The 15086-nt window shown below is 52.4% G+C and carries 12 protein-coding genes and 3 tRNA genes; 1 reads left to right on the top strand and 14 read right to left on the bottom strand.

Features of this window, described 5'->3' with window-relative positions:
• Window positions 1-153: 153 nt before the first annotated feature.
• The 11 genes from F8562_RS28095 to miaB all read right to left on the bottom strand — a co-directional run bounded on the left by F8562_RS28095 (window position 154) and on the right by miaB (window position 13225).
• Window positions 154-1941: a filamentous hemagglutinin N-terminal domain-containing protein gene (locus tag F8562_RS28095; RefSeq protein ID WP_094909293.1), complete on the bottom strand. Its 1788-nt coding sequence runs from the start codon at window positions 1939-1941 to the stop codon at window positions 154-156.
• 55 nt (window positions 1942-1996) lie between these two features.
• Window positions 1997-3664, bottom strand: coding sequence for a ShlB/FhaC/HecB family hemolysin secretion/activation protein (locus F8562_RS28090; protein WP_014837811.1), 1668 nt, complete (start codon window positions 3662-3664; stop codon window positions 1997-1999).
• Between the two features lie 371 nt (window positions 3665-4035).
• Entirely contained in the window at window positions 4036-4761 is a 726-nt protein-coding gene (locus F8562_RS28085) for an amino acid ABC transporter ATP-binding protein (RefSeq protein WP_004100186.1), read from the bottom strand.
• Complete coding sequence (gltK, locus tag F8562_RS28080) at window positions 4761-5435, bottom strand: glutamate/aspartate ABC transporter permease GltK (RefSeq protein ID WP_004848815.1); 675 nt, start codon at window positions 5433-5435, stop codon at window positions 4761-4763. The genes F8562_RS28085 and gltK overlap by 1 nt, the downstream gene beginning before the upstream one ends.
• Window positions 5435-6175, bottom strand: a complete 741-nt coding sequence (locus F8562_RS28075; protein WP_014837812.1) for an amino acid ABC transporter permease — start codon at window positions 6173-6175, stop codon at window positions 5435-5437. Before F8562_RS28075 ends, gltK begins: the two co-directional genes overlap by 1 nt.
• 163 nt (window positions 6176-6338) lie before the next feature.
• A complete protein-coding gene (locus tag F8562_RS28070; protein ID WP_004848819.1) occupies window positions 6339-7250 on the bottom strand; it encodes an amino acid ABC transporter substrate-binding protein in 912 nt (303 codons plus the stop codon).
• Window positions 7251-7607: 357 nt separating this feature from the next.
• Window positions 7608-9146 (bottom strand): apolipoprotein N-acyltransferase, encoded by a 1539-nt coding sequence (gene lnt, locus F8562_RS28065; protein WP_014837813.1) that lies wholly within the window; start codon window positions 9144-9146, stop codon window positions 7608-7610.
• A gap of 22 nt (window positions 9147-9168) precedes the next feature.
• On the bottom strand, window positions 9169-10047 hold the full coding sequence (gene corC, locus F8562_RS28060) for a CNNM family magnesium/cobalt transport protein CorC (protein WP_004130445.1): 879 nt from the start codon (window positions 10045-10047) through the stop codon (window positions 9169-9171).
• 98 nt (window positions 10048-10145) lie between these two features.
• Window positions 10146-10613 (bottom strand): rRNA maturation RNase YbeY, encoded by a 468-nt coding sequence (gene ybeY, locus F8562_RS28055; RefSeq protein ID WP_004130446.1) that lies wholly within the window; start codon window positions 10611-10613, stop codon window positions 10146-10148.
• The gene (locus tag F8562_RS28050; RefSeq protein ID WP_179294845.1) at window positions 10610-11656 is read right to left on the bottom strand and encodes a PhoH family protein; all 1047 of its coding nucleotides are present in this window, start codon (window positions 11654-11656) and stop codon (window positions 10610-10612) included. Before F8562_RS28050 ends, ybeY begins: the two co-directional genes overlap by 4 nt.
• A 144-nt stretch (window positions 11657-11800) precedes the next feature.
• On the bottom strand, window positions 11801-13225 hold the full coding sequence (gene miaB, locus F8562_RS28045) for a tRNA (N6-isopentenyl adenosine(37)-C2)-methylthiotransferase MiaB (protein ID WP_004111391.1): 1425 nt from the start codon (window positions 13223-13225) through the stop codon (window positions 11801-11803).
• Window positions 13226-13433: 208 nt separating this feature from the next.
• Between miaB and ubiF the strand changes: the two genes are divergently transcribed.
• Window positions 13434-14609 (top strand): 3-demethoxyubiquinol 3-hydroxylase, encoded by a 1176-nt coding sequence (gene ubiF / locus F8562_RS28040; protein ID WP_014837815.1) that lies wholly within the window; start codon window positions 13434-13436, stop codon window positions 14607-14609.
• 107 nt (window positions 14610-14716) lie between these two features.
• Here the strand turns inward: ubiF and F8562_RS28035 are convergent.
• From F8562_RS28035 to F8562_RS28025, 3 genes are all read right to left on the bottom strand, one after another.
• Window positions 14717-14791, bottom strand: a tRNA-Gln gene (locus F8562_RS28035).
• Between the two features lie 97 nt (window positions 14792-14888).
• Window positions 14889-14963, bottom strand: a tRNA-Gln gene (locus F8562_RS28030).
• A 45-nt stretch (window positions 14964-15008) separates the two neighbouring features.
• A tRNA-Met gene (locus F8562_RS28025) sits at window positions 15009-15085 on the bottom strand.
• Window position 15086: the final 1 nt, after the last annotated feature.

Genomic DNA, 15086 nt, shown 5'->3' with positions numbered 1-15086 from the left:
GCCCGAGAGCCAATATAAAGCGCGTTGATATATTGGCCTTCCTTTTAAAGGGCAGGCTAACCCTTCATCTGTATGCATAAAAATGCTGGTGCCGAAGCACCAGCATAAGGTCTTTATTAAAAAGAGAAGCGCATCTTCGATGATAACGTCATGTTAATTGATAGTGTTAATGGTCGCGCTCTTAAACTGCTGAGTGCCCCCCATTTCACTGGCGTATTTATGTGATGAATTTAAAACCAGATTATTAGTGGAAATCGTGCCTTTGCCACAGGTTGCCAGATTAAGGAAACCGCAGCGATACCCTCCGTTAACCACTTTTTTTGCCGTCATGGTTAAAGTGCCGTCAGCCCTGATAAGAGAACGGTTTGTGATATCACCGTAATTTTGGGTATCCAGCGTCATATTTGATGAGCTTGAAATTTCACCTTCATTATAAAGCTCGTGATAGGTTTTAACGCCAACATTATACTGACCAACAATAGCCCCATAGTTGTGGGTGACATAGTTATCAATAGCTATTGTATTTGCCCCGATGTAGCCTTCATTATTAAGCAGGTAGCTTTTTGTTGTCAGCGTATCAGCAGCTTCCATAAAACTCCCTTTTTTTAATGCCAGAGTACCATTGGTTTTTATGGTCACGTTGCCGCCGGAGGTAGTACCAAAGTTGCTAATCTCCCCGGACGTCATCTGTTCATTTTTTTGCGCCTGAACCAGCAGAGTATCGTAGCCAAAAATATTGCCAGTGACTTTAAGCGAATCCCCCCCAAAGGTCACCGTTGTGTTTTTACTTCTGGTTGAACCTCCGTTGTCAATATTACCGGCAGCGGTGACTATCAGCTGATTATCTGAAAGTAAACTGGAACCATACGTTGTTTTCAGGTTACCGTTAGTCATTACGTTCAATATGGTGGATGCTTTGAATTTACCCGTATTTTCGATATTTCCGGATGCGTTGACTAATAAATTTCCTGTGCTGGAAATGGTTCCACTATTGCTTATCGAACTGAGGCTGTTCAGTAGGGTGATATTATTCGAGGATATATTTCCCGTATTTTTAAAATTGCCTGCAGAGACTACCTGAGTCATCATACCATTGCTGGCGATAGAGCCTTCGTTGGTGAGTGAGCCAAAGCTGGTCAAAGAGAGGCTGGTGTTAGCAACAATAGCGCCTTTATTTCGAACGCCAAAACCTAAATTATTGCCAACCATAGTAATACTATTGGCTTTGATGCCACCAAGATTACTAATGTCGATACTATATTCAGGGTAAAGATACTGCAGCGCCGTTGCTGATTTACCCGCTGAGGTTATCGCGCCTGAGCCGTTATCAAACGTGAAGTTTCCGGCACCCACTATTGCGTTCTTTGCATTAACCGCACCGTTAATGGCTATCGCATCGGCGAGCAGTACAGCATAGCTATTGCTCGCATCCATTCCTTTTTTGTCGATGGACAACTTGCCACCGGTTACGTCATAGCTGGCGATCGCGCCAGTATCAGAAAAAGTCACCTTTCCGGTCGTTAAAATCGCCTTATTGGTGTTAATGAAACTACATCCTGAGCAGGAAATGCCATTGGGGTTAGCAATAACAACATCAGCGCGTTGACCCGCGACTTCAATAAATCCATTCAGTGAGCTGGCACGATTTGAGGTGACTTCGTTAAGAATAACAGAAGCACTACCATTGGTCAGATTGTTATTTTTAGCAATATTTCCTAAGGTCCCGTGTGTGAGATCGCTGGTGCTATTGTTAAGAACGACACCTTTACTATCAACGTTAAACTCACGATACATATTATGTGAGACGCCGGCGGCATTGGGTTTTTCAATATCGATGACCTTGACGCCTGATAAATGAGTATAGGTTGTCGGGTCGGCATAAACGAAGGTTGAGCTCAAGGCTGCTGCTAGCACAACATAGGATAATTTGAATTTAAACATTTAATATAGTCCTTTAAAAATAAATGAAGTTAACCGATACGTTGAAAAACTGACTTTAATACCTCCATTGTAATGAAAACCCCAGGTTCACAGGGTCTGTATGAAAACCGTTTGGCTTTACCAACGGTGTTCCCAGGAAAAAATCATATTGAGTAGCAATAACGCTCCCGCGCACTCCCATACTGGCGCCAGATATGACTTTGCCATTTCCGTACTGTTCTGTTCCTGTAATGCGCCCAACATCTATGCCTAAGTACAGCTGTTGTTCCGGGGCGGGCATATCCCAGATGAAATCATTGCGCCAGTACCAGCCTTGATTTCCTGAAAGGGTTCTTTCACCGTCAAAGCCTCGTACCGTCCAGCGATTACCTATATTAAATTGATTATCTACGGATAAGATGTCGGGACTGATTTGTATATTGACATGTGGGGCATAGCTGAATTTATCTCCCGTCAATTCAAACTTCATTAGGGCTTGAAGGTCGGCATGAATAATGCGCGAAAGCTTACTGTACAGACCGGCTTTTTCCTCAGGGGTTGGTACTGAACTGAGCCACGGAAGGCTACGCTGTACGCCCAGGCTGGCATCTATGATTGTATGAGTAAAATATCGTTGTTGATGTACAGTAATATCCCAGGCAGGATTCTGTTTGCGCATAACGCTCAATTCACTACCGCCAAAATAGTAATGTGAGGTGCTTTTAGATATTCGCGCATCAACAGTCGTTTTTTGCTGACGGGTATGCGAAAGTAAACGCGTTAAGGTTGCGCTGGCATAATCATTTTTGCTTTTATATTCAATGGTAGAGTATCTACCATTGAACTGCTGACGATATTCACTTTGTGAACCGTAAAGATTGAGCGACCAAAATCCAAAGGGAATAGAATAATAGAGGCTTTTATTCTGATTACCATCGTTATGTTGATTAAACTCGACATCGCCCCCCATGGATAAATAGAGTATGTCATTTAGCGTCGTCAGGTCGTAAAGATAAAGCGCGCCACCGGCCTGGTAACGCCCGCTGCTACGGCTTCCGGCATCATCCAGCCATGCGCCTACTTGCCAGTTTCGTGCCAGATGCCGGGATATTTGGATGTCGCTTTCCGCATTGTTCTTACCCGGCATGATTTTCATCTGCGCCGATGAGCCGGGTAAACGCTGTAAGTTAGCCATTCCCTGTTCCAGTTCGGTTAGCTTCAGGATATCTCCTGTTTTAGCCGGTATGGCATTCCACAGGCTGGTTGTCGCGCTATTGTCGGAAGCCCAGCTAATATTACCGATATAGCCATAGCTCAACGTGATGCTCAGAATGCCATCATTCAGGGACTGTGAAGGTACATCAATAAGCGACGTGATATATCCCCGGGCAATAAGTTCATTTTGCAAGGTTGTGGTGAGTAGACGTATGCCTTCAATACCCAGACACTTTTTTTCAGCCTGGCGAGCGATATTACCTAACAGACCGAGGGTCAGCTTGTGGTCAGCGGAAATAATTTCAACATGGTTGATATATCGACAGGTTGCTTCCAGTGGAAAGACAAGTTTATATTTTTGCGATCCTCTACCTGATGCCGAATATTCCTGCTGTGCTGGTGCCAATGCGCTTTGACGTGCCTTATCCTGTTCCACCTGATTGGTATTACTAATCGATACATTCGCCAATGTCGACGCGGTTAGCAGAATATAAAGAGAAAGGGCGGTTATGAGACTTTTATTATTCACGAAGCAATATCCATTTGTTTCATTCGTCCGTTATAGCCTTGTCAAGAATGTTTAGCGTTCACTGAGTATGGTTAACGAAGCCGGGTACTCAATCTTAAGAATCTTACTTTTCTAAAATCAAAAAAAAACGCTGCCGGTGCTCAGCGTTGTTGTCAAATCTGCGCCATGTTATCTACGGCAGATTAGGTAATCCACGATGTAAAGCGTGAATTTTTGTTGAATTGAGCGTTTCAGGTCGTGAATTATTTGGCGTGAGGCTGGATATATTTATGACGCGTATTTGAGAGCAACGAAACTATTGCCATAACTATGGAGAGAGACAGGAGCGGGAAGAGATAAAAGGCGTGTACGGTACCGTACACGCCGGAAGGTTAGTGCAGAATTTTGGCGAGGAAGTCTTTGGCGCGTTCAGATTGCGGGTTAGCAAAAAACGCTTCTTTATCGGCGTCTTCGACAATTTTTCCTTCATCCATAAAGATAACCCGGTTGGCTACCTTACGCGCAAAGCCCATTTCATGGGTGACCACCATCATAGTCATCCCTTCGTTCGCCAGTTCAACCATGACGTCCAGCACTTCGTTAATCATCTCCGGATCCAGCGCGGAGGTGGGTTCATCAAACAGCATGGCGATAGGATCCATACACAGCGCGCGGGCGATGGCCACGCGCTGCTGTTGGCCACCCGAGAGCTGGGCGGGGAATTTTTCGGCATGAGCGGAAAGCCCCACGCGTTCCAGCAGCTTAAGCCCTTTTGCCCGGGAGGCGGCTTTATCGCGATTGAGCACCTTGACCTGCGCCAGGGTGAGGTTATCGATAATCGATAAGTGAGGGAACAGCTCAAAGTGCTGGAATACCATCCCGACGCGCGAGCGCAGTTTGGCCAGGTTGGTCTTTTTATCGTTGACGGTGGTGCCGTCGACGATGATTTGACCTTGCTGAATGGGCTCAAGGCCGTTTACGGTTTTAATCAGCGTTGATTTACCCGAGCCCGAAGGCCCGCAGACCACCACCACTTCGCCTTTTTTCACTTCCGTGGAGCAATCGGTCAGCACCTGAAAGTGACCATACCATTTTGAAACATTTTTCAGGGTAATCATTACACAGTCCTTTTCTTCAACCAGCTGACCAACAGCGATGCGCTGAGACTAAACACAAAATATACGGCGCCTGCGAACAGGATCATCTCTACCTGGGTTCCATCACGCTCGCCGATAGTCGAGGCGGTGCGGAAAAAGTCGGCCAGGCTCAGGACATAGACCAGCGAGGTATCCTGAAATAGTACGATGCCCTGAGTCAGCAGCAGCGGTACCATGGCGCGGAAGGCCTGCGGCAGAATCACCAGCTTCATGGATTGCCAGTGGGTCATGCCCAGCGCCAGCGCGGCGCTGGACTGGCCGCGCGAGATGCTCTGAATGCCGGCACGGATAATTTCCGAGTAATAGGCCGCTTCAAACATGGAGAAGGCGATCATCGCTGAAATCAGGCGGATATCGGTTTTCGGCGACAGGCCAAGCACGTTCTGCAGGAACCCGGGAACAATCAGATAAAACCACAGCAGTACCATCACCAGCGGAATGGAGCGGAAAACGTTAACGTAGGTTTTGGCGAACCACGCCAGCGGCAGGAAGCTCGACAGGCGCATAACGGCCAGGATCGTCCCCCACACAATCCCGACAACAATCGCGGTCACGGTAATTTTTAAGGTAATCACCAGCCCTGCCAGCAGGTATGGCATGGAAGGAATAATGGAGCTCCAGTCAAAATCGTACATTATTTACCCCCCATATTGCCCGGCAGGCGGACTTTACGTTCGACCACGTACATGATCAGCATAATAACGGCGTTGATAAACACGTAGGCGAGGGTGATAGCGGTAAACGATTCCCAGGCATGGGCCGAGTAGTCCAGCAGCTTACCCGCCTGCGCGGCCATATCGGCAAGACCAATGGTGGAGGCGATGGCCGAGTTTTTCACCAGGTTCATCATTTCAGAGGTCATTGGCGGCACGATAACGCGATAGGCGTTGGGCAGCAGAACGTAACGGTAGGTTTGCGGGAGCGTTAGCCCCATCGCCAGCCCGGCGTTTTTCTGGCCGCGCGGCAGGGATTGAATACCGGAACGAACCTGCTCGCAGACGCGCGCGGCGGTAAACAATCCCAGACACAGCATCGAAGAAACGAAAAACTGAATATTCGGATCCAGCTCGGACTTAAACCACATGCCGATGTTTTCCGGCAGCAGTTCAGGCACCACCAGATACCAGGTGAAAAATTGAACGATAAGCGGAACGTTACGAAAAAGTTCAACGTAGCAGGTGCCGATAGTCGACAGCAGACGGTTCGGGACCGTACGGAGAATACCGAAGAGCGAACCTACAAAGAACGCGATAATCCAGGCCGTTACCGACAGGGTGACGGTGATCTGAAAACCACTCCACAGCCAGCCTAAATAGGTGGTGTTGCCGAACGGGGCCTGTTGCAGGAATATCCCCCAGTTCCAGTCTATTGACATAAATGACTCCTGGAAAAAAAAGGGTAGCAGCGCTACCCTCGAAGATTGTTGCTCAGCCTGTTTCGGTATTCGCGGCCGCTGGGGAACGACCAGCCGCCGTATAGTCTGTCCGCGCCGTAGCAACAATCGGGAGGGCAGGATTCCCCGCCCTTTGTTTTTTTAATTAGTTAAGAGCTTTATCGTTAGGTGATTTGAACAGCGCTTTCATCTCGTCAGAGAGTTCAAAGTTCATATTCAGGTTCTTTGGCGGAATAGGATTTTTAAACCACTTATCGAACCATTTTTCGGCTTCACCGGAGGTCTGAACCTGGGCGACCGTCTCATCAACCAGCGTTTTGAACTGCGGGTCATCTTTGCGCAGCATGCAGCCGTAGGCTTCCTGAGACTGAGCGGTACCGACAATCTCCCAGTTATCCGGTTTCTTCGCTTTCGCACGTTCGCCCGCCAGCAGCGCGTCATCCATCATAAAGGCCACCGCGCGACCGCTTTCCAGAGTACGGAAAGAGTCACCGTGATCTTTTGCGCTGATAATACGCATATTCATTTTTTTCTCGTCGTTCAGCTTGTGCAGCAGAATTTCGGAGGTGGTGCCGGAGGTGACGACGACGGCTTTATCCTTCAGGTCCGGGAAATCTTTAATCGCGCCGCCTTTTTTCACCAGCAGACGGGTACCGACGACGAAAATCGTGTCGGAAAAGGCCGCCTGTTTCTGGCGCTCAAGGTTGTTGGTGGTGGAGCCGCATTCGAAATCATACGTGCCGTTTTGCAGCAGCGGAATACGGTTTTGTGAGGTGACCGGGATCAGTTTGACCTGCAGATCCGGCTTGTTCAGCTTCTTCTTGATGGCATCAACGATCGCATTCGAGTAGTCCTGGGAGTAGCCAACGACCTGCTGCTTGTTGTCATAGTAAGAGAACGGAACGGATGATTCACGGTGACCAACGACGATAACGCCGTTTTTGGCAATTTTATCCAGAGTGCTCTGGCCAGCGGTGGATGCCGCATCTTCTGCATGCGCCACCCCAGCGGTGAGGCCCATGACCAGCATTGCTGCGGCCAGTTTACGTAATTGCATATCCGACTCCTTATCCTCAGCGCCGTCAGACGCTATTGATACCCATTGTGAATGTGTGTGCTTTTTTATCGCTGCCGTCTTTGCGTGCAGCATTTGTATGTGTTTGTTAGCATTTAGTTTGGCTTAATGTAAAGATTTTGCTCTTATATTGTTGATTTTTGCGAAGCGCACCGCACCATTTAAAGGCAAAAATCCCCCATTGCACCAAAATAGCGCCGCCTGACGATCGATGGTGGTGCAACCGGGTTGTACCCCCGAGGATCGCGTTGCGACATGAATTTATTAAGCAATGGTCGTGCCAGAATGGATAAGAAGGGGAGATGACCGCGGCGACGAATGCCGCCGCGGGAGAAGCAATTATTGACGGCGCTGGCGCAGGCTCATCAGCAGCGCAGCAAAGCCAAACAAGGCGGTTAACGCCCACAGCGGCCAGTTCCCCGTACGCGCGTACGGAGTCAGTCCTGCCGTTGGGGTTACTTTGGTGGTTAATACGGCGCGGGTGAACTGCGGGATCATCTCCTGTATTTCACCGCGCGGGCCGATGACCGCGGTAATGCCGTTATTGGTGCTGCGCAGCAGCGGACGGGCCAGCTCCAGCGCGCGCATCCGCGCCATCTGGAAGTGCTGCCAGGGGCCGATAGATTTGCCGAACCATGCGTCATTCGAAATAGTTAACAGAAAATCCGTATCCGGGCGGAAGTTATCCCGCACCTGCTCGCCAAGAATGATCTCGTAGCAGATAGCCGCCGTCAGACGCATATTATGCGCCACCAGCTGCGGCTGCACGTACGGCCCGCGGCTGAAAGAGGACATTGGCAGGTCGAAGAACGGCGCCAGCGGACGCAGAATCGATTCCAGCGGCACAAACTCACCAAACGGCACCAGATGATTCTTGTTGTAGCGATTCTTTGAGTCGTAGCTGTACGGGTTATCTTTGCCCAGCGTAATAATGGTGTTGTACGTATCGTAGCGATTGCGCGCGTTCAGACGCGCATCGACGATGCCGGTGATCAGCGAGCTATTTTTCGACCGCATCAGGTCGTCCATCATGCTGAGGAAGCGCTGCTGGTTAATTTCCAGATCCGGAATCGCGGACTCCGGCCAGACGATCAGCTGCGATTTACCCATATGCGGCTGGGTGAGATCCAGATAGGTTTTCAGGGTGTTGAGCAGCTGATTCTGGTCCCATTTCATCGCCTGGGGGATATCGCCCTGTACCAGCGAAACCGTGGTCGCGCGCGCCGGCAGCGGTTGATACCACTGAATATAGCGAAGCGGGAAGGGCAGGGCGAACAGCACGACGGCGGCGATCAGCGGCTTCCAGTTACGCTGCGCGATGGCCAATACCAGCAGGCCGCTGACAAGCATCAGCAGGAAGTTAATCGCCTCAACGCCCATCACGGGAGCCAGGCCTTTGAGCGGGCCGTCAATCTGACTGTAGCCGAACTGTAGCCACGGGAAGCCGGTGAGCACCCAGCCGCGCAGAAATTCGCTGATTTGCCACACCACCGGCGCGGCGATAGCCACGCGTATCCAGCTGGTTTTTGGCCACAGGCGCGAAAGAATGCCGGCAAATAATCCGGTATAGAGCGACAGATAGGCCGCCAGCAGCACCACCAGGAAAACGTTGACCGGACCGGGCATGCCGCCGAACTGCGCGATGCTCACGTAGACCCAGTTAATACCGGAGCCGAACAGCCCTAACCCCCAGAAATAGCCAATCGCGGCGCTTTGCAGGGGACGTCGATTGAGGGTTAAACCTTGCAGGCCAATTAACGAAATAAGGGCTGCTGGCCAGAAGTCATAAGGTGAAAAAGCCAGCGTTCCGCTGGCTCCGAATAACAGCGCCAGCAGCAAACGTACGCGCTGGCGTTCAATAAGAGAGGCAAATACCATTTAGGTTAATCGTCCCGTTGGATTAGTCTTCCAGCTTCGGCTGCGGGGCATCATCAGGAAGCTTTACATGTACCTGAATAATACGTCGACTGTCAGCCATTGCGACCTTGAATTGGTAACCATCAATGTCGATAGACTCGCCGCGGGCAGGCAGATGACCAAACGCCTGCATGACCAGACCGCCGATGGTGTCGACCTCTTCATCGCTGAAGTGGGTGCCGTACGCTTCGTTGAAATCTTCGATTGAGGCCAGCGCGCGCACCGTCCACGTGTGGCGGCTCAGCTGACGGAAATCGATATCTTCTTCTTCGTCGTATTCGTCTTCTATTTCACCGACGATGAGCTCAAGGATATCTTCAATGGTCACCAGACCTGAGACGCCGCCAAACTCATCGATAACGATAGCCATATGGTAACGTTGGGAGCGAAACTCCTTCAGCATGCGGTCAACCCGCTTGCTCTCGGGCACGACAACCGCCGGACGCAACACTTTTTCCATGCTGAAGGCTTCGGCATCGCTGCGCATAAACGGCAGCAGATCTTTGGCCATCAGAATCCCTTCGATGTGATCTTTATCTTCGCTGATCACCGGGAAACGCGAGTGGGCCGATTCGATGATGACATCGAGGCACTCGTCCAGCGTCTGGTTGCGTTTCAGGGTAATCATCTGCGAGCGGGGGATCATGATGTCGCGGACGCGCTGGTCGGCAATATCCATTACCCCTTCGAGCATATCGCGCGTATCTTCGTCGATAAGGTCGTTTTGCCCGGAATCACGGATCAGCGCCAGCAGTTCGTCACGATTTTTGGGTTCACCGTGAAAGAGCTGGCTGAGTAACAGGGAGAAGAATCCCTTTTTGCTGTTTACTGTGTCGCTACTGTGTGAATTGTCGTCGCTCATGGCGTCGTATGGGTTCTCATGTTAGTTAAATAGTCGCTCGTCACGCGTATACTCAGCGCCCGGCATAGCGGCCAGTCGCCGGCAAAGCCGGCAACGGGTTATTCCTTCTCGGCAATGTACGGATCCTCATAGCCCAGAGCAAGCATTATCTCTGTTTCGAGGGATTCCATCTCTTCCGCTTCTTCATCAATGATGTGGTCATAGCCCAAAAGATGCAGGCTACCGTGGACCACCATATGCGCCCAGTGCGCTTCCAGCGGTTTACCTTGCTCTTTCGCTTCCTGTTCAACCACCTGACGGCAGATGACCAGGTCGCCAAGCAGCGGCATTTCGATACCCGGCGGGGCTTCGAACGGGAAAGAGAGCACGTTAGTCGGTTTGTCCTTCCCGCGATAGGTCAGGTTCAGCTCGTGGCTTTCCGCTTCATCAACCAGGCGAATCGTCAGCTCCGACTCTTCCTGAAACTGCGGGATAACGCTATCGACCCAGCGCTGAAACAGGGCTTCATCCGGCATTCCGCTGTTATCTTCGCAAGCCAGCTGTAAATCGAGAATGACCTGACTCATTTATGCTCCTGTTCCTGGGCTTCGCGTTTGCGCTCGGCGGCCAGTTCTGCTTTACGTTTCTGGTCTGCTTCTTCCCAGGCTTCATAGGCGTTAACGATGCGGGCGACAACCGGGTGGCGCACGACGTCTTCGCTATGGAAGAAGTTGAAGCTGATCTCATTGACTTCCGCCAGCACTTCAATCGCATGGCGCAGGCCCGATTTGGTGCTGCGCGGCAGGTCAATCTGCGTGACGTCGCCGGTAATGACCGCCTTAGAGTTAAAGCCGATACGGGTCAGGAACATTTTCATCTGTTCAATGGTCGTGTTCTGGCTTTCGTCGAGAATGATAAACGCATCGTTCAGCGTACGGCCGCGCATATAGGCCAGCGGCGCGACTTCAATCACGTTGCGCTCAATCAACTTTTCGACTTTCTCGAAGCCGAGCATCTCGAACAGCGCGTCGTAAAGGGGCCGCAGGTACGGATCGACTTTCTGGCTCAAATCGCCGGGCAGGAAGCCCAGTTTTTCGCCGGCCTCAACCGCCGGACGGGTCAGAAGAATACGGCGGATCTCCTGGCGCTCCAGCGCGTCTACCGCGGCGGCGACCGCCAGGTAGGTTTTCCCGGTCCCGGCAGGACCGACGCCGAAGGTAATGTCGTGGTCAAGAATATTGGCGATGTACTGCGCCTGATTCGGCGTACGCGGCTTAATCACGCCGCGCTTGGTTTTGATATTGATGGCCTTACCGTAGTCCGGCACGCTTTCGGCGCTCTGCTCCAGCACGCGGGCTTCTTTGATCGCCAGATGAATTTGTTCCGGTTCAATATCCTGAATTTCGCCGCGCATCGGCGCGGTATCGACGTACAGACTGCGCAGGATATCCGCCGCAGCGGTGACGCAAATCGGCCGACCGGTCAGTTTAAAGTGGTTGTCACGACGGTTAATCTCGATGCCGAGGCGGCGTTCCAGCTGTTTAATGTTGTCATCAAACGGGCCGCACAGGCTCAGCAGACGGGCGTTGTCCGCGGGCTCAAGGGTGATTTCGCGAGTGTCTGTATTCAAGCTGTTCCTCTTATACATAGATAGCCGGAAGGTAGCCGGTCAGGAAATTATTCACGTCATCGGAATATGGCGCAAGCATCGCTATAGATATTGGGTTCAGGAGAGGAAATACAAGGCCTGCCGGAGCCGGCAGGCCTGAACGGATTATGGCTGGTAGATACCGACGCCAAGATCGTTTTCTTTACGGGTGCGGGCAATTACCGACTCCGGGGTTTCCGCGATGCGCAGACCCATTTCGTCCTCGGTGCGCACCACTTTACCGCGCAGGGAGTTTGTCCAGACGTCGGTGATCTCGACATCGACAAACTTGCCGATCATCTCAGGCGAGCCTTCGAAGTTCACCACGCGGTTATTTTCGGTGCGGCCAGACAGCTCCATGATGCTCTTACGTGAGGTGCCTTCCACCAGAATGCGCTGCACGGTGCCGAGCATACGGCGGCTCCAGGCCATCGCCTGCTGGTTGATGCGCTCCTGCAAAATATACAAACGCTGCTTCTTGTCCTCTTCCGGTACGTCGTCAACCATATCGGCCGCCGGCGTTCCCGGACGCGCGGAGAAGATGAAGCTGTAGCTCATATCGAAATTCACATCGGCAATCAGCTTCATGGTCTGCTCGAAATCCTGGGTGGTTTCGCCAGGGAAGCCGACGATGAAGTCGGAGCTGATCTGAATATCCGGACGCGCCGCGCGCAGTTTGCGGATAATCGCTTTATATTCCAGCGCCGTGTGGGTTCGGCCCATCAGGTTCAGCACGCGGTCGGAACCGCTCTGCACCGGCAGGTGCAGGAAGCTGACCAGCTCCGGCGTATCGCGGTAAACCTCAATGATATCGTCGGTGAACTCGATGGGATGGCTGGTGGTAAAGCGGATCCGGTCGATACCGTCGATCGCCGCAACCAGACGCAGGAGATCGGCAAAGCTACCGGTGGTGCCGTCATAGTTTTCCCCGCGCCAGGCGTTTACGTTCTGCCCGAGCAGGTTGACTTCACGGACGCCCTGAGCCGCAAGCTGGGCGATTTCAAACAGGATATCGTCGCTTGGGCGGCTCACTTCCTCACCGCGGGTGTAAGGCACCACGCAGTAGGTGCAGTACTTGTTGCAGCCTTCCATGATGGAAACAAAGGCGCTTGGGCCTTCGGCGCGCGGTTCCGGCAGGCGGTCGAATTTTTCGATTTCCGGGAAGCTGATATCGACGACCGGGCTGCGGTTGCCTCGTACCGAGTTGATCATTTCCGGCAGACGGTGCAGGGTCTGCGGCCCAAAAATAATATCGACGTAGTGGGCGCGCTGGCGAATATGGTCGCCTTCCTGAGAGGCTACGCAGCCGCCAACGCCGATGATCAGGTTGGGATTCTTCTCTTTCAGCAGCTTCCAGCGTCCTAGCTGATGGAATACTTTTTCCTGAGCCTTCTCACGGATTGAGCAGGTATTGAGCAGCAGCACATCCGCTTCTTCCGCCACTTCAGTGAGTTGATACCCGTGGGTGGCATCCAGCAGATCGGCCATCTTTGATGAATCGTATTCGTTCATCTGACAGCCCCAGGTTTTAATATGGAGTTTTTTTGTCATCGACTTGCTCATGCTTAATTAGGTATACCCAAAGTCAGCGTCTTCACCGGATGTTGCTCTGCAATGTGAAGGGTGACGGATATAAAGCCAGGATTGCAGGGCGCGTATTGTAATGCTTTGACCGCGCCCTGACCAGTACGACCGTAATCACCACAAGCCGAATAAAAATCCGGTAAACTGAGGGGATTCGGGTTTAAGGATAATAGCCATGACAATTCATGCAAGAGATGTCGTTATCGTCGGCGGCGGGATGGTTGGCGGCGCCCTCGCGCTTGGCCTGGCGCAGCAGGGCTTTACGGTGACGGTCATTGAAAAAAACGCGCCACCGGTTTTTGATGCGTCTTCACCGCCTGACGTGCGTATTTCGGCAATCAGCGCGTCATCGGTAGGGCTGCTGAGAGGCCTCGGCGTCTGGGACAGCGTGCGGTCCATGCGCGCCCATGCGTACCGCCAGCTAGAAACCTGGGAGTGGGAAAGCGCGCATGTTGTCTTCAAAGCCGCGGAGCTGAAGCTGCCGGAACTGGGCTATATGGTGGAGAATAACGTCCTGCAGCGAGCCCTGTGGCAGGCGCTGGAAGCCCATGAGCGCATATCGCTGCAGGTGGGAACATCGCTCCAGGAGATGCGTCTGGAAGAAACGTACGCCTCCTTAACGCTGACCGACGGCAGCCGGCTTGATGCGCGGCTGGTGGTGGGCGCGGACGGCGCCAGTTCGCAGGTGCGTCAACTGGCCGGAATCGGCATCCACGCGTGGCAGTACCAGCAATCCTGTATGTTGATCAGCGTACAGTGTGCGGACGATCCCGGCGACAGCACCTGGCAGCAGTTCACTCCGGCGGGGCCGCGCGCGTTTTTACCGCTGTTCGATCATTGGGCCTCGCTGGTGTGGTACGACGCGCCGGCGCGGATCCGCCAGCTGCAGGGCATGAGTATGGCTCAGCTACAGCAGGAAATTACTCGCCACTTCCCGTCGCGGCTGGGAGAGATTACGCCGCTGAGTGCGGGCGCCTTCCCGCTCACCCGCCGTCACGCATTGCAGTATGTTAAGCCGGGGCTGGCGCTGGTGGGCGATGCTGCGCACACCATTCATCCGCTGGCGGGGCAGGGGGTTAACCTCGGCTATCGCGATGTCGATGCGCTGCTCGATATTCTTGGCAGAGCAAAAGCCCACGGCGAAGAGTGGGCCAGCCTGCCGGTACTTAAGCGCTACCAGACGCGCCGTCAGGCGGACAACTTTATTATGCAGTCTGGGATGGATCTGTTTTACGCCGGGTTTAGCAACGATCTGCCCCCGGTGCGTATGCTGAGAAACATTGGGCTGATGGCGGCCGAGCGCGCCGGCGGACTGAAGCGTCAGGCGTTGAAATACGCGTTGGGATTGTAACGCTGGACGACCCGGCTGGCGAAGGCGCGGCCGGGTAGGGATGCTAATAGACGTAGCCAAAATCCATAAAGCAAAAAGCCCGCCGAAGCGAGCTTTTTGCTTTTTGTTGGCTGGGGTACGAGGATTCGAACCTCGGAATGCCGGAATCAGAATCCGGTGCCTTACCGCTTGGCGATACCCCAATTTTACGTTGACCATTTCGTACCGGGGTCAAACCGGTGGCTTAGCGCCTGGAGATACTCCAACGGGTGCGCGCACAGCGTGGGCGACTTTTAAAATTGGCTGGGGTACGAGGATTCGAACCTCGGAATGCTGGTATCAGAAACCAGAGCCTTACCGCTTGGCGATACCCCAACAATTCTTTTGGATTTATCGAACTGAATCAATAATTCCTTTGTATGGTGGCTACGACGGGATTCGAACCTGTGACCCCATCATTATGAGTGATGTGCTCTAACCAGCTGAGCTACGTAGCCA

This window comes from Klebsiella sp. RCJ4 (genome assembly GCF_009025755.1).
Lineage (GTDB): Bacteria > Pseudomonadota > Gammaproteobacteria > Enterobacterales > Enterobacteriaceae > Klebsiella > Klebsiella michiganensis.
Note: the sequence above shows the minus strand (reverse complement) of the source record. Positions and strands in the feature narration are given on the sequence as shown.